Origin of the sequence: Pararhodobacter sp. (assembly GCF_036802785.1) — a bacterium.
Taxonomy (GTDB): Bacteria; Pseudomonadota; Alphaproteobacteria; order Rhodobacterales; family Rhodobacteraceae; genus Pararhodobacter.
Map to the genome: position 1 here is coordinate 59,659 of NZ_DAIRVN010000007.1, position 21,219 is coordinate 80,877.

At 62.7% G+C, this 21,219-nt stretch carries 20 protein-coding genes and 2 pseudogenes; 14 read left to right on the forward strand and 8 right to left on the reverse strand.

What is annotated here, in order from left to right:
- Positions 1–256: 256 nt before the first annotated feature.
- Positions 257–760: pseudogene (locus V7Q53_RS04590) on the forward strand (IS5 family transposase); the annotation flags it as partial.
- A gap of 203 nt (positions 761–963) precedes the next feature.
- Here the strand turns inward: V7Q53_RS04590 and V7Q53_RS04595 are convergent.
- The 4 genes from V7Q53_RS04595 to V7Q53_RS04610 are packed head-to-tail and all read right to left on the reverse strand — an operon-like array spanning position 964 to position 5,410.
- Positions 964–2,226 carry a Zn-dependent hydrolase gene (locus tag V7Q53_RS04595; RefSeq protein ID WP_333827238.1) on the reverse strand — a complete coding sequence of 421 codons (1,263 nt, stop codon included), beginning with the start codon at positions 2,224–2,226 and terminating at the stop codon, positions 964–966.
- Between the two features lie 38 nt (positions 2,227–2,264).
- A complete protein-coding gene (locus V7Q53_RS04600; RefSeq protein ID WP_333827239.1) occupies positions 2,265–3,857 on the reverse strand; it encodes a M20/M25/M40 family metallo-hydrolase in 1,593 nt (530 codons plus the stop codon).
- Between the two features lie 29 nt (positions 3,858–3,886).
- A complete protein-coding gene (locus V7Q53_RS04605) occupies positions 3,887–4,645 on the reverse strand; it encodes a class II aldolase/adducin family protein (protein ID WP_442954414.1) in 759 nt (252 codons plus the stop codon).
- 36 nt (positions 4,646–4,681) lie between these two features.
- Complete coding sequence (locus tag V7Q53_RS04610) at positions 4,682–5,410, reverse strand: GntR family transcriptional regulator (protein ID WP_333827242.1); 729 nt, start codon at positions 5,408–5,410, stop codon at positions 4,682–4,684.
- Between the two features lie 178 nt (positions 5,411–5,588).
- On the opposite strand from V7Q53_RS04610, the gene V7Q53_RS04615 reads away from it, so the two are divergent.
- From V7Q53_RS04615 to V7Q53_RS04670, 12 genes and pseudogenes are all read left to right on the forward strand, one after another.
- The gene (locus V7Q53_RS04615) at positions 5,589–6,713 is read left to right on the forward strand and encodes an ABC transporter substrate-binding protein (RefSeq protein ID WP_333827243.1); all 1,125 of its coding nucleotides are present in this window, start codon (positions 5,589–5,591) and stop codon (positions 6,711–6,713) included.
- A 99-nt stretch (positions 6,714–6,812) separates the two neighbouring features.
- Positions 6,813–7,649, forward strand: coding sequence for an ABC transporter permease (locus tag V7Q53_RS04620; protein WP_333827244.1), 837 nt, complete (start codon positions 6,813–6,815; stop codon positions 7,647–7,649).
- On the forward strand, positions 7,646–8,449 hold the full coding sequence (locus tag V7Q53_RS04625) for an ABC transporter permease (RefSeq protein ID WP_333827245.1): 804 nt from the start codon (positions 7,646–7,648) through the stop codon (positions 8,447–8,449). Before V7Q53_RS04620 ends, V7Q53_RS04625 begins: the two co-directional genes overlap by 4 nt.
- Before the next feature lie 25 nt (positions 8,450–8,474).
- On the forward strand, positions 8,475–9,482 hold the full coding sequence (locus V7Q53_RS04630) for a dimethylarginine dimethylaminohydrolase family protein (protein ID WP_333827246.1): 1,008 nt from the start codon (positions 8,475–8,477) through the stop codon (positions 9,480–9,482).
- A gap of 74 nt (positions 9,483–9,556) precedes the next feature.
- The gene (locus V7Q53_RS04635) at positions 9,557–10,660 is read left to right on the forward strand and encodes an ABC transporter ATP-binding protein (protein WP_333827247.1); all 1,104 of its coding nucleotides are present in this window, start codon (positions 9,557–9,559) and stop codon (positions 10,658–10,660) included.
- A 33-nt stretch (positions 10,661–10,693) separates the two neighbouring features.
- Positions 10,694–12,334 carry an amidohydrolase gene (locus tag V7Q53_RS04640; RefSeq protein ID WP_333827249.1) on the forward strand — a complete coding sequence of 547 codons (1,641 nt, stop codon included), beginning with the start codon at positions 10,694–10,696 and terminating at the stop codon, positions 12,332–12,334.
- Between the two features lie 18 nt (positions 12,335–12,352).
- Positions 12,353–13,960: a 5-guanidino-2-oxopentanoate decarboxylase gene (locus tag V7Q53_RS04645; protein ID WP_333827252.1), complete on the forward strand. Its 1,608-nt coding sequence runs from the start codon at positions 12,353–12,355 to the stop codon at positions 13,958–13,960.
- A gap of 46 nt (positions 13,961–14,006) precedes the next feature.
- The gene (locus V7Q53_RS04650) at positions 14,007–14,927 is read left to right on the forward strand and encodes a DMT family transporter (protein WP_333827253.1); all 921 of its coding nucleotides are present in this window, start codon (positions 14,007–14,009) and stop codon (positions 14,925–14,927) included.
- A 1,011-nt stretch (positions 14,928–15,938) separates the two neighbouring features.
- Positions 15,939–16,262 (forward strand): annotated as a pseudogene (locus V7Q53_RS04655) (transposase); the annotation flags it as partial.
- A 114-nt stretch (positions 16,263–16,376) separates the two neighbouring features.
- Positions 16,377–17,405, forward strand: coding sequence for a DsbA family protein (locus V7Q53_RS04660; RefSeq protein WP_333827254.1), 1,029 nt, complete (start codon positions 16,377–16,379; stop codon positions 17,403–17,405).
- Positions 17,402–18,274: a metallophosphoesterase gene (locus tag V7Q53_RS04665; RefSeq protein WP_333827255.1), complete on the forward strand. Its 873-nt coding sequence runs from the start codon at positions 17,402–17,404 to the stop codon at positions 18,272–18,274. The genes V7Q53_RS04660 and V7Q53_RS04665 overlap by 4 nt, the downstream gene beginning before the upstream one ends.
- Entirely contained in the window at positions 18,271–19,113 is an 843-nt protein-coding gene (locus V7Q53_RS04670) for an ATP-grasp domain-containing protein (RefSeq protein WP_333827256.1), read from the forward strand. Before V7Q53_RS04665 ends, V7Q53_RS04670 begins: the two co-directional genes overlap by 4 nt.
- A 19-nt stretch (positions 19,114–19,132) precedes the next feature.
- Here V7Q53_RS04670 and V7Q53_RS04675 read toward each other — a convergent pair whose 3' ends face one another.
- Both V7Q53_RS04675 and V7Q53_RS04680 read right to left on the reverse strand, forming a co-directional pair.
- On the reverse strand, positions 19,133–19,336 hold the full coding sequence (locus tag V7Q53_RS04675) for a hypothetical protein (RefSeq protein ID WP_333827257.1): 204 nt from the start codon (positions 19,334–19,336) through the stop codon (positions 19,133–19,135).
- A gap of 150 nt (positions 19,337–19,486) precedes the next feature.
- Positions 19,487–19,690 carry a hypothetical protein gene (locus V7Q53_RS04680; protein WP_333827258.1) on the reverse strand — a complete coding sequence of 68 codons (204 nt, stop codon included), beginning with the start codon at positions 19,688–19,690 and terminating at the stop codon, positions 19,487–19,489.
- Between the two features lie 288 nt (positions 19,691–19,978).
- On the opposite strand from V7Q53_RS04680, the gene V7Q53_RS04685 reads away from it, so the two are divergent.
- A complete protein-coding gene (locus V7Q53_RS04685; RefSeq protein ID WP_333827259.1) occupies positions 19,979–20,464 on the forward strand; it encodes a hypothetical protein in 486 nt (161 codons plus the stop codon).
- 129 nt (positions 20,465–20,593) lie between these two features.
- On the opposite strand, the gene V7Q53_RS04690 is transcribed toward V7Q53_RS04685, so the two are convergent.
- Positions 20,594–20,914 (reverse strand): hypothetical protein, encoded by a 321-nt coding sequence (locus tag V7Q53_RS04690; RefSeq protein ID WP_333827260.1) that lies wholly within the window; start codon positions 20,912–20,914, stop codon positions 20,594–20,596.
- 3 nt (positions 20,915–20,917) lie between these two features.
- A complete protein-coding gene (locus tag V7Q53_RS04695; protein ID WP_333827261.1) occupies positions 20,918–21,160 on the reverse strand; it encodes a hypothetical protein in 243 nt (80 codons plus the stop codon).
- Between the last annotated feature and the right edge of the window lie 59 nt (positions 21,161–21,219).

Consider the following 21,219-nt stretch of genomic DNA (forward strand, 5'->3'; position numbering starts at 1 on the left):
TCACCGCAATGAACAGCCAAACGCCGGTGATGGGGGTGTAAGGAGTCGACGACCAGAATGGGCTAATGATCGAAGCGATCCGGATGAGGAAAACCAGCAGATGCACCGGAGCCCCAAAGCTCGCGCGCAAGATTTTGGACCTGATCCGCAGATCACCATCCCGGCCAGCGGCAATGAAAGGCCGCACATACAGGCCTGACAGAAGACCGCACTTCGAGCACCTGCCAAATGGTTTGGAAACCTCTTGCACCACGGGCGGCAACCACAGAAGGTGCATCTGGCCATGGACACTGCCACCTCGGACATCCGCGCGGTGGAGTTCACCTCCAGCCGCGATGGCGACAGTCCGGTCCTGCCGGAACTGCTCAACCAGATCCCCGAGGACGAAGACATCGGCACCGTGACCGCCGATGGCGCCTATGACACCCGCCGCTGTCACACCGCCATCATCGACCGCCAGGCCACCGCGATCATTCCGATCCGCAAGAACGGTCGACCCTGGAAAGCGGACTGCCCCGCCGCAATCGCCCGAAACGAAACCCTACGTGCCACCCGGCACTATGGCCGGGCGTTCTGGAAGCGATGGACAGGATACCATGTCCGAAGCCGGATCGAGGCCAAGATGCGGTGCCTGAAGGCCTTCGGTGAACGTATCGCCGCCAGAGACCCTGAACGCCAGACCGCCGAAATCCACATCCGCATCGCACTGATGAACCGCTTCTCGGCCCTTGGAACGGCCGAGATCGTTCGCGTGGCATGATGCTGACGGGGAAAGGGGCCATCATGACTCAGGCGTGAGTTACGCAACAACGCCCAATGATCACACTTCCGGCCGCAGGCCGATGATCAGCCTGCCGCAGCCCAAAACGACGGCACACGCTACCGGCAGCTCTTGACGCTTGCTTACAAGAGCAGGTGGCGGGGCAGATGAGCGGTGGTCGGGTTACCGTGCGGATCGCTTAGTCAGGAAATGCTGTCGTCTTCAAGGTCTGCGCGGGCCACGACGCTGTGCAGAAGCACATTCAATCCCGGCTCCAGGTCCGCGCGCCCGGCATTTTCGTTATTGTTGTGCGTGATGCCGCCGCGACAAGGGGTGAAGATCATCGCGGTGGGGCAGATGCGGGCAAGGAAATAAGCGTCATGCCCGGCCTGGCTGGGAAGATCGCGGTGGCTGTACCCAAGATGACTGGCGGTGCGGCGTATCTCCGCTACAAGCGCGTCATCAAAAATCTTCCCGCCCCAGTCCCAGCGATCAAGCGTGGTGGCCGTGCAGCCGGTCCGGGCAGCAGCGGCGTCAATGGCGGCCTCCACCCGGCTTGCCATGATCGCGGCGGTCGCGGGGTCATCGTGGCGTACGTCGCATACTGCTTGCGCCCAGTCCGACAGAATGCCTGCCTTGTTCGGCCAGGCCACCAGGCGTGCGCCGGTGCCCTTGCCGCCGGTTTGCGCGTACTCCCAGCCGATATCATCGACCGCGACCAGAAGACGCGCGGCGGCGATCAGGGCGTTCCTGCGCCGTTCCATCGGCCAGGGGCCGGTATGGGCGGTCTCGCCATGAAATTCGACCAGATAGCCATGGGAGCGAAAGCCATGGGTGACAACGCCCACCTGCACGTTCCCGGCATCGAGGACCGGCCCCTGCTCGATATGCAGCTCGAAATAGCTGTCGATGGCGCGGCCGCCGGGGGCGGCGTCGCCCAGATAGCCGATGCTGCGCAGGGCCTCACCAAAGGTGATGCCGTCGTCATCCTGCCGGGCGTGGACCCAGTCCACTTCATAGGCTCCGGCAAAGCAGCCGGACGCTGTCATCGGGGGCGAGAAGCGCGCGCCTTCTTCGTTCGTCCAGTTCACGATCTCGATGGGGCGGCGGGTGATGTGGCCCGCGTCATTCAGGCTGCGCACCAGTTCCAGCGCGCCGAGTGTGCCCGCAATCCCGTCAAAACGCCCACCGTTTTCCTGCGTATCCAGATGACTGCCCACCAGCACCGGCGGCAGCGTATCGTCGCGCCCGGCACGACGGGCATGGATGTTGCCGACCCTGTCGATGGTCACCGACAGCCCGGCATCGCGGCACCAGGTCACGAACAAATCGCGCATTTGCCGGTCGGCATCCGACAACGCCAGCCGCGAGAGCCCGCCAGAGCGGCCCGTTCCGATCTCGGCAGAGTATTCGATGGTTTTCCAGAACCGGGGAAAATCGGCCCGGACCGAGGCGGCGAGAGTCATGGCTTCCCTTTCATCGACAAGCGGTGCAGCGAGAGGGCCTAAAGGACGGACCATTCGTGCCCGCGCGGGGTTTCTACCCACTCGGGCCAGCGGTAATCAACGGGCGCTTCGAAATCCTGTGGCAAGAGTGGGGCGACCCATTGCGCGCCGCCGACACCGCCGCCAGTGCGTTGCTCGAACTCGGCGCGGGCGTCGCGCAGAAGTGTTGGATCGGTGAGCAGTTCTACCAAAGTGACCGAGATGACCTCGGCGGCCTTGTGCCACATCGGATCAATACACGCGGGCGTGCCCCCCATCGCATGGCGCACCCATTCGGGGCAGCGCCCGGCTTCGGGCGGCATGCGCAGCGTGGGGCGCGCCACATACAGGCGCACCGTAGGAGCGTGCCATGTGTATTCGACATAATCATCGGCAGCGAAATGCATCTGCCATTCGGGAAGCTGGCTGCGAAAGGCGGCCTCGGCCTCGTCGGGCGGGGTCAGGCGCGACAGGTTGGGGATGAACGGGTCATCCATCGGCGCCACGTTGATTGACTGATGCGCCTGCCGGGCAAAATCGCGCGCTTCATCCGACCAGACCGGCGGTCCGACACGTTCGAAATTGCGAAATGTCGCGCGGGCGAGCGCGTGGTTGGGCAGGCCCAGACGCGTTTTGGTGACCCAGCGCGCTTCGGTGGTGCAATGCGTCATGGCTGCGACATGTGCTGCGTTGCGATCAAGCACCTCGAACACCGCTTCGCACATATCAAGCTTGGGCGCGCGAAGCGAATACTGTATCTGGGAATAGCCCGGGGCGATGTTGTCGGCTGCGGCCTGCCCCGCCACCGGAATGAACTCGTTGAGCGACCACGAGCCGCGATGCGGCAGCATCGACTCTTTGAGCATCTTGGAGCTGGTATACATCATGCAGACCGCATCAATCGCGCCGGGCGCACGGGCGGTGGCATGGGGATGCGGCACCACGCCATCGGGCCGTGCCTGCCACGTCTCGGGGTTGCGGCACTCGAACGTATAGAGGCGGCTCCAGTATGCGGCCGAGGTGGTGTCCCAGAAAACACCGTTGGTCAGGGTCTCAAAAGAATGCGGGTGAAAGCTGATGGCGGCATCAATGCCCGCATAAAAGCCGTGCGCGGCATGGACCGGCTTTGAGCCGCAAAACTTCTCCGCCGGTTCGCCAAAAAACACCAGCGTGCCGGGCAGGTTATGGCGCTCCATCGCGTGTTTGGCGGCCAGAAACCCGGCGAGTTGCCCGATACCGAGCGCCGAATGCGGATCGGTATGACCTGCGGCGTGGTGCGAGGTTCCGGGGCGTGGCGCGCGGTAAGGGGCGGCGATCTGCGACTGGCCGGGCACCGCGTCGTATTCGGCATAGCCTGCCAGCACCGGGCCTGCGCCGCCGGGCCCGGTCCATGTGGCGCGAAAGGCCGTGGGCATGCCGGCGGTGCCCTGTTCAACCTCAAATCCTTCGGCGCGCAGGCGGTCCACATACCATTGCGACGAGCGGTATTCGCGCCACGAGGGTTCGTGAAAATCCCAGATCGTCATGTGATCGCGTGAGAAGGCGTCGCGCGTTGCGGCAAGAAAGCCAAGCGCGCTTTGCTGGGCTTGTGAAAGTTCGGTGCTGTTGGTCATGGGGATCCCCGTTGTTGTGCTGGCGGCGGTCAGGTGGCGTAGTCAGACCCCTCCGCATCAAGGATTGCGCGAAGCTCGCCGAAATGCGCGCGCCCGGGATTTGTGTAGCGCGCCAGTTCTCCTGCTGTCTTGCGGGCGACGGTGTCGGAGAGCATGCGGATCGGGCGCCCGGTTTGCAGCGCCAGAATATAGCTGCGCGCGGCACGCTCAAAATAATAGAGCGTGTTGAACGCTTCGGCGACGGTCGCGCCCACGCACAGAATGCCGTGGTTGCCCATGGTGAGAACCTTCACCGCAGGATCAGCCAGCAATTCGGCACAGCGCGCGCCCTCATCCTCGAACGCCAGGCCGCCGTACTGCAGATCGACCGCCTGTCGGCCATAAAAGCTGCAGGCGGTCTGATCGATCGGCGGCAGCAACGGATCATCGAGGCAGGACAGCACGGTGGCATAGGTCGGATGGGCATGCACCGCACACCGCACATGCGGGCAAAGCCGGTGCAACGCGCCGTGCAACCCCCAGGCCGTAGGGTCCAGGGCGTCAGAGCGTTGCGCCGTTGCGGAATCGCTGGCATCGATCTCCAGCAGATCCGAGGCCCGGATTCGTGCGAAATGGCGCCCTGCAGGATTGATGAGAAAGCGGGTGCCTGTCTCATTCACGGCCAGGCTGAAGTGATTGGCCACGGCCTCGTGCATGTCAAGGCGCGCAGCCCAGCGAAAGGCCGCCGCAAGATCGGCACGCGCGTTCAGGGGGGCGTCCGGCGCCCCTTTCGGGTTGATCAAATTGATATCTCCTCAAATTCGCAGCGCCCGGGCCGGGGCGCGTCAGGTCAGGTGCTTTTCCTTGTAGCGCCGGATGATCTCGTCGCGCCCGCTCTCGATATGTTCTGCAAGCGCCGCCAGGACCGCTTGTGCATCACGCTTTTCAAAGGCATGCAGGATCGGCAAATGGGTCTCGGCGTTGTAGACGGGATCACGTGAGATGTTGCCGATCAGAGTGATGCCCGCCAGTGTTTCGGTGGCCAGCGTGCGCATCAACCTGTGAATACAGGAATTTCCTGCAATCTGGACGATCATCAGGTGGAAATCGAAATCCGCAAGGACCTGTGTCTGGGTGTCGGCGGCAGTGGCGGCGGTGCGGATGGCTTCGAACTGGCGCCAGAGGGCGGCCATGTCATCGGCGGTCATACGCTCCACCGCGACCTGGGCTGCGTGCAGTTCAAGACACAGTCTCGCTTCGTAGATCTCGTGCAGTTCCGTCGAGGTGTATTCGCGGACGAAGAATCCATGCCGCGGGCGTGAGACGATCAGCCCCTGACTTTCCAGCTTGCGCAATGCTTCGCGCACCGGGCCACGGCTGGTGTTCATTTGTTGAGCAATATGCACCTCATTGATGCGCTCGCCCGCGCTGAACCCCCCCGAAAGGATTGCCGCGACAAGTTTGGAAGCAACCTGGCTGACGAGATCGTCGGTTATGATAGCCTTGAAATCCACGTCACCGCTCCAGAAAAAAATATCCTTCAGCCACGTAACATAGAAAACGATTTCCTCCACGCGGTCTAGCTTTCAAAAAAACTACACCTACAGTTAACTGTCAACAGTTGATCTTGGGAAAAGTGTCATCCATAATGCAACGAATCAGGCAACAAACCCTGGTTCGAAAAAAAAGCGCCGGGACAACCGGCCGGACCCGCATTGACTGCTTTTCAATAGCCAGACAGCGGAGGTTGGCATGAAGAAGGCCCAAGACAATGAATACGCGAAACTAAAGCGCGCTCACACATCGGGGCGGCTGGACCGGCGCAGCTTTCTGCGCGCCGCCGCGGCAATCGGCATCGTGCCGCTGGTCATTCCTGTGCATATGCGGCCGGCTTTTGCCGGGGCAGATGAGCTGGTGATAGTCAACTGGGGCGGCCCGGCTGAACAAGCCTATATGGATGCGTTCGGCACCCCCTTCGCCGAGGAAACCGGCACACCCGCTTTTATCGACGGCACCGGCCCGACGGTCGGTCGCATCCGCGCCATGGTCGAGGCGAACGCGGTGGTGTGGGACGTCTGCGATTCGGGCGTAGCAGGGGCGATCTCCCTGGGCCCAACCGGGCATCTGGAACCTATTGACTACAGCATCGTCGACCGCGACCGCACGCGCTCTGCCTTTGTTTGGGAGCACGGGATCGGCAATTATCTTTTCTGCAATGTGCTGACCTACAACACCACCATGTTTGACGAAGAGCCGACGACCTGGGCTGACATGTGGGATGTCGAACGCTTCCCCGGCAACCGCACCATGCGGCGCAACGTCCTGGGTGGTGTGCTGGAATCGGCACTGATGGCCGAGGGCGTGGCGATTGATCAGGTCTATGCCGAACTGGGCACTGAGAACGGGCGCAACCTTGCCTTTGAAAAGCTCGAAGCGCTCAAGCCGCACACGATCTACTGGAGCTCGGCCTCGGAAAGCCAGCAGCTTTTCCGGGACCGCGAAGTGACGATCGGCAATATCTGGCACACCCGTTCGCGCGGGTTGCGCGACGACACGCGCGGCGATGTCGTCTGGACCTGGAATCAGGGGCAGGTGACCAGCGGCGCCTGGCTGGTGCCGCGCGGCAACCCGGCTGGCGCGGAAGCCGCGATGCGCTTCATCGCCATCGCGCAGGAACCTGAAAACCAGATCCGTCTGCTGGAGGCGATGGGCAATGGCCCGATCAACCCCGAGGCGTCGGAACTGGTGCCCGAGGATCTGCGCGCCGATGATCCGGGGCAGCCCGCGAACTTCGACCTGATGTTGCCTGATTCCGAAGAGTTCTATGCCGAATACTACGACGAGGTTCAGGAGCGGTATCTGGAAATGATTTCCTGAACCACGTCATGAACTGCCAGGGGGCCGCGCAAACACCGGCCCCCTGTTGCGACCGGCGCCGCGCCCCTGTTGGGCTGCCTGCCCGAAAGGCTTCTGACCATGCGATCAAACACGCACCCCTACTGGTGGCTTGTCATACCGGCGCTGCTGGCGATGGGTTTGTTCTATATCTATCCGCTGACGCAGGTTCTGTGGCTAAGCGTGACCGAGCCTACGCCGGGGTTTGGCAACTATACCACGCTCTATGAAAGCCAGACGGTGCGCAATGTGATCTGGCGCACGGCCTGGATTTCGGTGGTGACAACGATCATCACAGTTCTGCTGGGCTATGTGGTGGCCTTTGCGCTGGCGCATGTCGCGCGGCGGCAGTTGGTGATCATGTTGTTTGCGGTCATCATCACGCTCTGGCTTTCGGTGCTGATCCGGGCTTTTTCATGGGTTGTTCTGTTGCAGACCAATGGGTTGGTCAATGAAACGCTCATCTGGATCGGCCTGATCACGCGTCCACTGCCACTGCTGCGCAACGAGATCGGGGTGATTATCGGCATGGTTCACTTCATGCTGCCTCTGGCGATCCTGCCGATGTATGCCAACATGAGCGGGCTTGACCGGCGCGTGATGCAGGCGTCTGAGGTGCTGGGCGCGCGCGCATGGCAGGGCTTCCTCTGGGTCTATCTGCCGATGAGCCGCCCTGGCGTGATCGTATCGACATTGCTGGTTTTCGTCTTTTCGCTGGGCTTCTTTGTCACCCCCGCAATCCTGGGCGGTGGCCGGGTGATGATGCTGAGCGAATACATCAGCTTCCAGTTTCAGGAAACGCTGCGCTGGGGACTTGCGACCATGCTGGCCTCATCGCTGCTGATCGGGGTTCTGGCGATCCTGGCAGTGTCGTCACGCTTCGTTGACATGAAACGCCTGTTCGGAGCGCGCGGATGACAGACCGTCTGACCTTTGGCCGGGGGCTGATGCTGTGCGCAGCCTGGACCATTATTGCCTTCCTGATCCTGCCGCTCCTTGTCGTGGTGCCGGTGTCCTTTACCGACACCTATTATCTGGGCATGCCGCAGGAGAGCCTGTCGCTTCAGCATTACCGCAACTTCTTCGAGAACCCGCGCTGGCTCAGCTCGATCGGGCAGAGCATGCTCATCGCGGCGGGCGCGACCTTTGGTGCGGTCGTTCTGGGGACGCTGTGCGCGATCGGTTGCTGGCGGATCTCGTCGGGCATGTCAGACTTTGTGAGGCTGATCATGCTGGCGCCGATCATTGTGCCGCAGATCGTGCAGGCGCTGGCCTTCTATCGGGTCTGGATAGACCTTGGCCTGCTCGACACCTATCTGGGCGTCATCATCGCGCATACCATGATCGGCATTCCCTATGTGGTGATCACCGTATCGGCGGCACTGGCCAATTTCGATCTGCGCCTTGAACAGGCCGCGCGCAATCTGGGCGCGACCATGGTGCAAACCATCTGGCTGGTGATCCTGCCGCGCATCATGGCCGGCATCGCCTCGGGGGCCATCTTCGTTTTCATCCTGTCGTTCGATGAAATCGTGACTGTCCTCTTTATCACCAGCCGACGCATCTACACCCTGCCCAAGATGATCTGGGACGGAATTCAGGAGCATCTGGACCCGACCATCGCGGTGGTTGCGGTGCTGTTCACACTGGTCGTGGCACTGATCGTGCTGGCCGACCAGCTTCTCAAGTCACGGACCGGCCGCGTGGGCCGCCGGTGATCACACTCTCTCGAAAGGACCCCCGATGAGCGCTATCAGCGAAAACGAGTATCGTTACAACGAGACGATGAAACTGTTCCCCGCAGCTGCCGAGCCGGTGTTTGAGAGCCCGGAGCAGCAAGCCGCGCTCTGGGGCCGCGAGTGGGGTTGCGACAACGATGTCGGCAAGCTGCGCATGGTGCTGATGCACCGGCCCGGCGACGAGCTGAAAATTGTCGATCCGAACAAGCGCATCCCCGAAATCAACTCTTTCGGCGATGTCGAGCAGGGCTGGTTCTGGCGCGGTGATACGCTGCCGCCGCTTGATGTGCTGCAGGCAGAGCATGACGCGCTGGCAAAACTGCTGGAAGACGAGGGTGTCGAGGTCGTGCGCGTCGATGGCGTTGGCCACGACCGGATGAAATCATGCTACACACGCGACAGTATGATCGCCGTCAAGGGCGGTGCGATCGTGCCGCGGCTTGGCCCCAAAATCCGGCGTGGCGAAGAGGCGCAGTCTTATCGCACCGTGTCGAAAATGGGCATGCCGGTTCTGCGCACCATCCACGGCTCAGGGCTGATGGAGGGCGGCAGCTTCATGTGGCTTGACCCGAAAACCGCCGTCGTCTCGCGCTCGACGCGCGGCAACGAAGAGGGCGCGCGCCAGATCGAAGAGGTGCTCAACGCGCAGGGCGTGGACCTGATGCGTGTCGATGTTACCGGCTACCGGCTGCATATCGACGGCATGATCGTCATGCTTGATGTCGACAAGGCTATCATCAACCCGTCGCAACTGCCGTTCTGGTTCCTTGGCGAACTGGAAAAGCGCGGCATCCGCACCATATCAGTGCGCCCGGACGACCCGGTTTCGACCGTCAACTGTCTGGCCATCGCCCCCAGCCGCGTGGTGATGAGCGAGGGGGTCAGTGCCCGCACGCTTGACGCGCTGGACAAGCTTGGCGTGACGGTTCTGCAGACGCCATACAACAACATGTATCTCGGCGGCGGCGGCATCCATTGCTCCACCGCGCCCCTGATCCGCGACAGCGTATAAGACCCTGTCCTGTCAGGGCGTGGCGGCCCGTTTGCGCCGCGTCCTGACAGGGTTAAACGATTGGATTCATAGACATGGCAGACACCCGGCACGACGACGCGATTGTCAGGATCGAAGGCCTGAGAAAGAACTATGGTTCTGTCACCGCGGCAGATGATGTTTCGCTGACCATCCGGCGTGGCGAGTTCCTGACACTGCTGGGCGCCTCCGGCTCAGGCAAAACGACGATCCTGATGTCGATTGCAGGCTTCGTGCAACCGACGGCGGGGCGCATTCTGGTCGAGGGGCGCGACATCACCCACACCCCGCCCAACCGGCGCGGGCTGGGCATGGTGTTTCAGGGCTATGCGCTGTTCCCGCATATGAGCGTGGGCGACAATGTGGGCTTTCCGCTGCGCGTGCGTCACGGGCGTAAAGCGGTGGACCGTGAAAAGGTGCGTCGCGCCCTGGCGCTGGTGCAGATGGACCATCTGATTGACCGTATGCCGGATGAACTTTCGGGCGGCCAGCAGCAGCGCGTCGCCCTGGCCCGTGCGCTGGTGTTTGAGCCTTCGATCCTGCTTCTGGACGAGCCCTTGTCGGCCCTCGACAAAAAGCTGCGCGCTGATCTGCAGTGGGAGCTGAAAGAGCTGCACGAAAAGATCGGCACCACCTTCATCTATGTCACGCATGATCAGGACGAGGCGTTGTCGATGTCGGACCGGATCGTCATCTTGCGCGATGGCCGGGTAGAGCAGAGCGGGGAACCCGGCGCCTTGTATCACCGCCCTAAAACCCGCTTCGTGGCGGATTTTCTGGGCAAGAGCAACTTTGTCACGGGCACCACAGAACAAGGGCCTGCGCCCGATCTGCTGATGGTGACCACCGCCAACGGCGAGAAGCTGGCGAAGCACCTGCGCGCTGACGAACAGCCTGAGGGTGGGTCTGCACTGCTGGCGCTGCGTCCTGAGAACATTCAGGTGAGCGAGGAACCGCTTGCGGGGCTCAACAGCGTCGCGGGCACGATTGTCGGGGTCAGTTTCTTTGGCTCGGACTACCATTTCATCATCCGCACCGAGGGTCTGGGCGATCTGATCGCGCGCAGTCATGCGATCCGTTCGGCGGTGACGCCGGTTGAGGGCGCCAAAGTCCGCGTGAACTGGCGCCCCGAGGATTGGGTGATCGTCGCCAACAGCTGATCCCCGTTTCCAGACACCAAGGGAGGAGAGACCATGACCCTGCACGCTGATATTGTGATCGAAAACGCGCGCCCTGTCAGCCGGGGCTTGCGTGGTGGCCAGATCGCCAGCATCGCCATCCGCGATGGCCGCATCCTGTCGCTTGGGGCGCCATCCGCGCTGGCGCATCTGATCGGGCCGGATACGCGGCGGATCGATGCGCAGCAGAATACCGTCATCCCCGGCATCATCGACAGCCATTGCCACGCCGACCGCCATGCCGTGCGGCTGCAACGCTGGATTGGTGTCTCGCCCCCACAGGCGCCGGACCGCGCCGCGCTTTTGTCGCGGTTGCGTCAGGCTGTGATGCAGGAGCAGGGCGCGCCCGGCGGCGGGAAACCCGGTTGGGTGGCAGCCTGCCGGTTTGACGACCAGCGCTCGGGCGGTTATCCGGATCTGTCCGAGCTGGACGCGGTCAGCCGCGACATTCCCATCATCGTCATGCGCACCGACAACCATCTTGCCGTGGTCAATACCGCCGCCTTTGAGCGGCTTGGCCTGCACCCGGATGTGGCCGACCCGCCCTTTGGCCGCTTTGACCGCGCCGACAACGGGCGGCTGACCGGGTTGGTGCGCGAGGCGGCAATGCAGCTTTTCGTCAATGAGGCACAGGCCGACGACCGTATCGAGGATTTCGAGACCGGGCTGGAGATGGTCTATGCCGAATGGGTCCGCTACGGCATCACCTCCATCCAGAACTCGCTGACCGGGCGCAAGCCGATGCGCGCGATGCAGAACCTGCGCGCGCGCGATGCGCTGCGCATCCGCACCGGCATCATCGCCAGCGGGCGTGAACCGGGGCTGGTGGAAAGCCTGATTTCGGGCGGTATACAATCCGGGCTGGGGGATGACTGGTTGCGCCTGATCGGCGTTGAATGGTGCCCCGACTGCTCGACCAGTGGCAGAACTGCCGCCTATTACGACCCTTATGTCGGAACGCCCGTCCCCGGCGAGCCGGTGCCGAACACCGGAATGCTGCTTTACGATGCCAGTGATCTGAAGGAACGGGCGGCGGCGGCGCATGCGGCAGGGCTTCAGGTGATGATCGAGGGCGTGGGCGACCGGGGCATCGACTTTGCGCTTGATGCGATCGAGCATGCGCTGAGCGTTGCGCCGCGCACCGATCACCGCATGCGCGTAGAGCATTGCTGCTACGTCACCCCGGCGATTGAGGCGCGGCTCAAGGCGCTGGGGGTGATCTGCTCATCGGCCACCGGGTTCATGTATGAGTTGGGCGGCGCCTACCGGCGCAACAGGGGCGGCGACGCCATGGCGCGGATGTGGCCGCACCGTGCGATGATCGACGCGGGCATCCCTGCGCCGGGTCATTCGGACGCTATGATTGTCGGCCCCAACCCGTTCGAGGCAATCTGGTCAATGGTCAACCGGCAAAGCCTGTCGGGCGACGATCTCGACGCCGCGCAGGCCGTCAGCGTCGCCGAAGCCATCGACGCCTACACTTGGCTTGGCGCCTATGCCGGGCGCGAGGAGGGGGCGAAAGGGTCGCTCGAACCCGGCAAGCTGGCCGATATCGCGGTTCTCGATCGCGATATCGAGGCCTGTGACCCGCTGGTTCTGCGCGATGTGAGCGTGCAACAGACACTGATCGGCGGTGCGGTGGTCCACGCCGCCTGACGAGGGAAGGATCGAAAGATGCCAGCCATGACATGCGGCGAGGCCGTCTCCCACCTGCTGGCGCGCTACGGGGTGAAGCAGGTATTCGGCATTCCTGGTGTGCATAATCTGGAACTCTATCGCGGGCTTGCGGGCGCAGGGATCGCCCATGTCAGCCCGCGCCACGAACAGGGCGCGGTGTTCATGGCCGATGGCTATGCCCGGATGAGCCGCAAGCCGGGGGTTTGCTTCCTTATCACCGGGCCGGGCGTGACCAATGCGCTGACGGGGATGGCGCAGGCCTATAATGACTCGGTGCCGATGCTGGTGATCGCGTCGGTGAACCGGCGCCGGGAACTGGGTATGCGCGACGGTGCATTGCACGAGATGGTGGACCAGCATGCCGCCATGTCAGGGGCGGCGGGTTTTGCACACCGGCTTCTGGATCCGGCCAATCTTGAGACTGTCATCGCGCGGGCCTTTGCCCTTTTCGCCGCCGGGCGGCCGCGCCCGGTGTATATCGAAATCCCGGTCGATGTGCTGGAGATGCCCTTTGACGGCCCGCTTGCCGGACCGGCGACGATCCGCCCGCCTGTCCCCGCGCCCGAAGCCATTGAAGATGCGGCAGAGAAGCTGGCCCGCGCGCGCAGACCGCTTGTAGTGGCGGGCGGCGGCTCAGTGCAGGCGGGTGCGGCGCTTAAAGCGCTTGCCGAGCGCTGCGGGGCGCCGGTTATCCTGACCACCAACGCGCGCGGGCTGCTACCGCCCGACCACCCGCAGCTTGCGGACAACGGGATCATGCACCCGCAAGCCGCTGATCTGCTGAAGCGCGCCGACCTGCTGCTTGCCGTGGGTACTGAGCTGGGGCCTACGGATTTCCCCGGCCACTCCGCCGCGACGCTGGGGGGCCTGCCCTCTATCCGCATTGATATCGACCCCGCACAGATGCGCCGCTGCCGGGCGGGCGATGTGGCGCTGGTGGGCGATGCTGCCGGGGCCCTTGCGGGACTTGACGCGGCGTATGCAAACCATGGCGGGCGCGTGGCTGATCCCGGCTGGAGCGCCGAGGTGGTGAGCACTTTGGCAACATTGTCAGGGGAAAGCGCGCGCGCTGACGGGGCCGATATCGACCAAATGCTGGACGCGCTGGCCAGCCACCCCGCGCAGCCCGTTGTGGTGGGTGATTCAGCGGCGCCTGTCTACCGGGGATTTCGCCGCTACCGTGCACCGCAGCCGTTGTCATGGTTCAACTCGGCCACCGGGTACGGCACGCTGGGCTACGGCCTTCCCGCAGCCATCGGCGCCAGACTGGCAGCGCCCCACCGGCCGGTCGTAGCGCTCATCGGCGATGGCGGCTTACAGTTCACATTGGCCGAGCTGGCCTCGGCACGTGATGCGGTCGCCGATTTGCTGGTGATCGTGTGGAACAACGAAGGCTATGTCGAAATCGAGCAAGCAATGACCCAGACAGGGATCAAGGGCATCGGGGTTGACATCCGGCCGCCCGATTTTGAAGCCGTGGCACGGGCGATGGGCATTGGCTACGCCCGGGCTGAAGATGCCAGTACACTGGCAGCCCTGGTCGAGGCCGAGCAGTTTGTGGGCGTCCGGCTGCTGGAGGTTCGCTTGGGCCCTGAGAGACCATGAAGAAGACAGGCGCAGCCCGCGCGCCCTCGAACCGGCGGCACTAAGCATGCCGGACCTCCGCCCCCGGCATCATGGCGCTCATCTCAAGGCGCTGCTGGCGATGGCCTGCTGGGGGCAGATGATTCCGATCTATGCGGTCTTGCTGCATGTCTATGACCCGCTGACGCTTTCGGTGCTGCGCTACGCGATCGGGGTGCCCTGCATCCTTGTTCTGGCGGTATTGTGGCGCGCGCTGCTTCCCCTGCCGGGGCGTACTGACGTCATCCGGCTGGCCTTGCTGTCGTGGCTTGGAATGGCCGGGCTGGTCGTGTTGTCCACGGTAGGGCTGGCGCTGTCGGACCCGGTCACGGCGATCTTTGTCTCGGCTGCCGCGCCGCTGATCCATACTTTGATCGCGGTCCTGGCGTATGGTGAACGCATGCTGCGCGGATCACCGCTTGCGCTGGTAATCGCATCATTGGGAATGGTACTGATCACGTTTGAGGGCGGCAGGGGGCCTGCCGGGCCAGGTTTTCGCGGCGGCGAGTTGCTGCTTCTGGGTGCAAGCGCGTGCTGGGCATGGTACTCACTTCAGGCCCGGCGTTGGTTTCCGGCTCAGTCCAGCGTGCGGCTTACTGCATATTCCATGCTTTTATGCCTGCCCTTTCTGGCTGTCGTATGGCTTGGGGGACTGGAGCTGGGATTCACGCAACTTCCACAAAATGACCTCATCGGCAGTTCGCTGGCACTTCTGGTATGGGTTGTTTTTACGGGCACCTGCGTGGGAGTCACGCTTTGGAACGGGGCTGTGTCAGTTCTCGGCGGCACCGTCACCGCGATCTATCTCGCGCTCGCACCCTTGTTCGGCCTGTTCATCGGCCTGCTCTTCGGTTTCGTGCCCGATGTACTTCAACTTGCTGGTGGCGGCCTGATTATTGTGGCGGTACTGCGGACGGTTCTGACGGCAGCCGAAATACGCCGCGCGTAGCGAACACCGCTAGGGTTTACGCCAGATAATTCGGTCATCTTTTCCTCAAACACCACTGCGATCGCCGCAGCGAAGCGCCCGGTTGTCAGCACAACATCCCGGTCCGGAAAAGCTGTCTTTGAACAAGCCGGCGGTGCAGGGTGCCCGGGTGGCGTAGCACATCCAGAGACACTGCCCTGCGCAGATATTGAGTCAGGCGTGCCGGTGAACCGCTTTTTCCGCTCTGTGGTCGGCTTGTTTTTCTTGATTTTATTGCCATTCAGTATAGATTGAATCTACTTAAGATAGGTTTAGTTAATGACTGGTGGCGATCTAGAGCTTTCCCGACGACATGCTCGCGAAGCTGAATCCGAGTCATTCCGTTGGGACTTCTGGCAGCGGCTGCTGAATTATTTGCGGAATTTTAGCTGATTCTCGAAGATCAGGCCGTTTGAGGTTGGAGTTTCCCCAATACGGTCGATTCCGCCTTGGACAGAAACGCTTGGGTTTTGTCCGGGCAACTGTCGTGAAGAGCCCATTGCTGCACTTCGATGCCAGATGCTCTGAGTGGACTGAACTCTTGTTCACGGCCTCAAGAGGTTTCGGTCCATCTGGGGTCGAATGCCGGAGAGTGTTAAATCCTACGGCAGCGAATGAATGCTCCCCGCATACCTTTGATTTGCTTTGGATTTGTGGATGAGCCTCAGTCGGACTGTATTGCAAACGAGGGTTTGTGAAACGGGGCTAAAGCTGTCCAAATTGAGCGAGATTCAGTATCATAACCCATTTCTCAAAGAAAACTTCACAAAGGGATCGGCCTGCTGTGCTGTGATCCAGCCTAATCGTAGGATCCTGCACCGTCCGGCATCAGACCCCTCCCGGACCTCGAGGGTCTCACGCAACAATCCGGGCTGTGGCTGCCATGTGAGAAGCTCGCGATCCTTTGAGGCGGTTTCCCGCATCCGGAAGAAATGCTTGAACTGGCCCCCGTTTCGACCGGACACTCGGGCATAACCATGGAGGCTTGGGCATATGCCTGAGCGCGTGCTTATGTCTGAGATAGAGATCATCACCGATGGCGGCCGTCGCCGCCGCTGGACTGCCGCCGAGAAGCTGCGGATCGTGGAAGAGACGCTGGACGACCGAGCCAGCATCTCGGTGGTTGCGCGCCGCAATGGCGTGGCGCCAAACCTTCTGTATCGTTGGCGCCGCCTGATGCTTGATGGAGGAGCCGTAGCCGTGTCCGAGGATGACGATGTGACCAGCAATCGCGCCGTCCGACAAATGGAGGACCGCATCCGCGAGCTTGAACGCCAGCTCGGCCGCAAGACGCTGGAAGCAGAGATCCTGCGAGAGGTATAGCCGACCTTCACAAGCGTATTGTCGCGACTCCCGCGAAAGATATAGAGCGCGGTCGGCCGACGCTTCCGCGAGAGGAACGGAACCGGGCTTCCGGACCTGCGCAGACCAGTGACGCTGATCAGGAGGACAGGGACCAGGGCCAGAAGGATGAGCCACACCGGAATGTTGAAAATCGTGGTCGGCATCCGGGGTTCCATTCTGGAAAATGACTGTCAGACCAGAGTATATTCGCGAAACAGCTTTTTGCGCTGGGATGATCGTGCTACATTCGCGAAAATCGCCGGAGTCACCATGTTCTATCAGTCAAACAAGTTCAAATGGGGGGTCTATGCCGCCTGTATCCTCATCGGCTTCGGGCCGGTGGCTTATCGCATGGCGCAGACACCGGCACCCGGACCTGCAGAACCCCGGATCATGGAACCCCGGATCGCGGCGCCTCTGAATTCGGATCTGACCTCGCCGGTTGTCATCCAGGATATTCCGACACCGCCGACACCGGCAGCCGCCCTGGAGCTTCCGGCGGAACCCTCTGTCACCGTTGAAGCCGGGCCGGCCGAAGAGCCGCCCGCCGGGCCTGTCGTGCTGGCCGTGCCTGAGAATGGCGACATTCAGGCCGGTGGCGCTCCTGACTGGAGCGTCGGTCTCCCCGGCTATGGCCCCGCTGACGCCGCCCATGTCTTCGTCATGTTCAGCGATTTCCTCTGCGCCGGCTGCCAGACGGCCAGCGACGCATTGGGCGCGGCCATGACGGACCGCAACGACATCCGGGTCGTCATCGTCGAATACCCGTTCATCGGCCCCGAGAGTGAGCAGGCAGCGCGCATCTCCCTTGCGGCCCTCAGCCTGCGTGGTATCGGCGCATGGATGCACGCCCATGGTTTCCTTTTCTCGGCCGGCGGCCATATGGCCGAGCGCACCTTCGATGCCTTCGCGGCAGCGGAGGACATGGAGCCCGACGAGCTGCGCCTGGCGATGACCTCACCCGAAGTCGATGCCCTCCTCGCGGCAAACCGTGCTCTGGCAGAACGCTACGGTGTCGTCGACCAGATGGCGCTGATCCATGCGGGCCGGATCATCCCCGCGCCGGCCGATGCCGATGCGGTCGCGGCCCTGATCGACGGAGATGCGCGGCCATGAAGTTCCTCTTCTGGTCGGACCTGCATTGCGAGGTCGCGCCATTCGAGATCCCGGTCCCGGCCTGCCAGCCGGGCGCCACGCCAGGCGCCCCCGCGCGTCGCGACATCGACGCCATCCTGCTGGGCGGGGACACCCATACCAAGGGCCAGCATCTCGCTGTCGCCCTTATGGCCTGGGATCTGTGGCGCTGCCCGGTGCTCTGGGTCTGGGGAAACCATGAATCCTATGGCTCACGGTTTCAGAAGCTGTTCAGGCAGGAGGCAGAGCGGGTCGAGGAAGTGCGGATGCTCGGCGCGGACCTGCGACCGCTGCATGGCGATGTCACCCGGATCGGAGACGCGCGCATCATCGGGGCAACCCTCTGGACAGACTTTGCCCTCTGGCAGGGTCAGGAACTGCAGGCCAGAATGACCGCGCAGGACACCATGAACGACTATCGCAAGGTGCAATGGCACGATGAGAAACGGGGCATCTATCGCCGGATGATCCCGGGCGATACGGCCACCATGCACCGCCGGGAGCGGCAATTCATCCTCGAGACGCTTGCTCAGCCCCATGACGGCCCCACGGTGGTCATGACCCATCACCTTCCTGTGCCGGAGCTTCTCGAAGCCCGTTACCGGGATCGCCGCGATCTGATTACCGCGGCCTATGCCTCAGATCTGCGGGCCGATCTCCAGGACATGGATTTCGACATCTGGCTCTCGGGACATTCGCACAGCGCCACCGAGGTCACCCTCGATATCGGCTCGGGTCCACGGTATTTCGCGTGCAATCAACGTGGCTATCCGGGCAGCGAAACCGCGTTTGATCCGCTGCGGGTCTTCACCGTCGGCGCCCCGGATCCTGAGCCGGGTATGAGGCCGTGAGCGGGCATATCCTCCTGCAGGCAGAAATCACCGGCGCCACCGCACCGGGGCCTGACCTGCGCGCAGCCGGCTTCACGGTTCATGATTTCACCGCGCGCGACACCGGATGGCGCGAGGCGCTCGGATGTCTCGACCGGGAACTGCAGGGTCAGCCCCTCCTTGCCTTCGTGTCGCTCGATGCCGCCGGACATATCCGGCGCCGGTGCGCAACGCTGGCGCGCGGTCTCATCTTCCGGCCGGAACGGCTGCGCCATCATATCTGGTCATCGCTGGTCCCCGAGCCCCTGCAGCTCAACCGCCGCTATGTGATGATGCCGTTCGGCCATCTGGCAGGGCGTGCCCGCGAGATCGGCGTGCTGTTCGGTGCGCGCGTCTTTCTGCGGCCGGACAGCGCCCTGAAGGTCTTCCCCGGGCAGACCGTCGATGTCAGGGATCTGGACAGGACCGTCTCGATGCTGCGCCAGCTGCACGCCGTGCAGGATGAGGAGCTGGTCGTTGTCGATCGCAGCCGCCTGATCAACCGTCACGAGCACCGGTTCTGGCTCTCGCAGGGCGCTGTTGTCACGCAGGCTGCCTATACCTTTGGCGCGTCTGGTGTGTCAGGCGACCACCCTGCCCCGGCCTGTCCGGCTGTCGTGATGGAGATGGCGGCGACGCTCTTTGAGCGCGCACCAATGCTGGCATCGGTCGATGATGCGCTGGTTGCCGATTTCGCGGTCGAGACCACGGGCCGGGTGTCGCTCGTCGAGCTCAACGCCTGGTCGACCTCCGGCTTCTACCCGGGCATGGACGTGGTGGCGGCGGCCCGTGCCGGCCTGGATGCTCTCGGGTCACCCTGAGCGAACCAGGCCGCCCTGATCAGTAGGGCGACGGCTCCGGGAGCGCGCAAACATCGTACTCAGCGGGATTTTTCGCATCATCGGCGGCACGGGCCGCCAGCTCGGCCGCGGCAAGATCGAGACGCCCATCGGGGAGCGTGCCGGCCTCTGGGCGGCTTGCGTGGTCTGCCGCGGACCCGGTGCGGGTGCTGGTGAAAACCGGTTCTTTTTCAGGGTTGGGCATCTGATTTCCTGTCGTGTGTCGGATGAGCAATTGCATTCTGACAGAGTGCAATCGAGGTTGTCTGGCGTGCGCGCCATTCCTTCAGGGACTGGGGCAGATTGTTCCGCTCCACAGATCCCCGCGTGTGGCGGAGTAGTTGGCGGACCCGGGTCAGGCCACCGCGCATGAGATTTCGCCCGGCACCGTGGCTTCCTCCAGCCGTTTCACGGCCCGCATGATCATCCGGTACTGGGTCATCGGAATGACCACGTATTCTTCGCGCCCGTATCGGGTGATGATCGCACCACCCTCATCTGCACTGCAAAGCAGTTCGCCGGGCCTCGTGGTCATCGCGGTCGAGGTAAATTGACGCATCAGGTCCTCCAGCAGGGCTTGCGATTATTCTATGTGCGGAACTCGTAAAAGCAAACATGTACAACACGGTCCGAATGCCCCGCGCGCCAGTGTACAACTGGCTGCAGAAGACCTTTCGCAAGTCGTCCCGGTGAAGCCATGATGACAGGAGTATGCGAAAAACTCCACGGGGCAGCGGAGGAAACCTGTGGATGATGGCGGTTTTCCGTGAGCAGGGCTGGATGCCGGGATCTGTCCCGCCTTTGACTTTTCGCCCTGCGCGCGGATGATGAGGAAAAGGAGACCATCATGGCCCACAAGGTTCATTTCTACGATGCGGATAAAGGCTTCGATGAGGATGGCCTGCTGCGCCCCACCCGCACCGTCGAGACGGATGATCCTGCGGAAATGCTGTCACTCGCAGCGGCAGCGATCCAGGAATCCGGATCGATCATGAGCGCCTCGATTTCCGCCGACTGGCGGCTGAGCGAAACGCTGGAAGAGCATCTTCGCGTCACCAACATGCTGGCGCGGTGGCATGAGGAAAACCCGATCAAGGACGCATGGATCGGCGCGCTGCACGAAGACATTGACGCGTGGAATGCCTCCGGGGTGGATACCCCTGAAGATCTCGAGAAATACCTGATGCTGCAGAGCTTCTCGGATCACTACAAGGAGATCCACGGCTTTCGGCCTGGCAGTGGTCAGGTCTCGATGGATATGTCCATTGAGGAGATCGAGGCGGCCCTGGAGGGGGAGATCGGCGATCCCCGGCCCGAGTGGCCGGGCCCCTGAGTGCTCTACGACCCAGCCCTGCCTCGGACATGTCCTCAGGGGTCGGGGTCTTCCCTGCTGTCAGGACGGTCAATCCGCATCCCCTCCAAGACGGCAGGACTGTGGATCACGATCGCGCCCGGGTGGCGATCATGAACGCCGTCCACCCCGGTCCTGAACGCAACCCGTCATCCCCTCGCCTGAATGGCCACGATCGATCTCGATCGTGGTCCTGGAGCCATGGACACTCACGTTGAACTGCACATCACCCTCTTCATCTGGCATCTTTGCGGAGAGCGCCGAAGCGGCCTTCATGATGGCCTGGATCGGGCGCCATGCCACCCAGTCCTCATGGGTAAGGAGGTTGGCACCGCAGGAAGGGCATTTCGATCCCACATGCGCCTCGGTGATCGCGTCGAGGTGCTCGATGTGGCCGCAGCCCTCCACGTCGCATTTCAGATATTCACTCATGACTTACTCCAGTCCGGATCTGAGCTGCGCGCTGAATCGCGCCGCCTGTGCATCAAATAACGTGCCGCATTCCGGGCACTCACCGTAATCATGCGCCGGATCGACGCCGCCGTTGTCCTGATCGAGCGCCTCGTATTCGATAAGGATGCCGTGACCGCACATGCCGCACCGGCACAGAAGTGCGGCCACTTCGACAGCCTCGATCGGCTCGACGTGCAGATCTGCCGGCAGGCGCGCTCCCGCCATATTATCGCAAATTTCTGGTCATGGCGATCATCTTCGCGTCCTGGTTCAGCTTGTCGTCA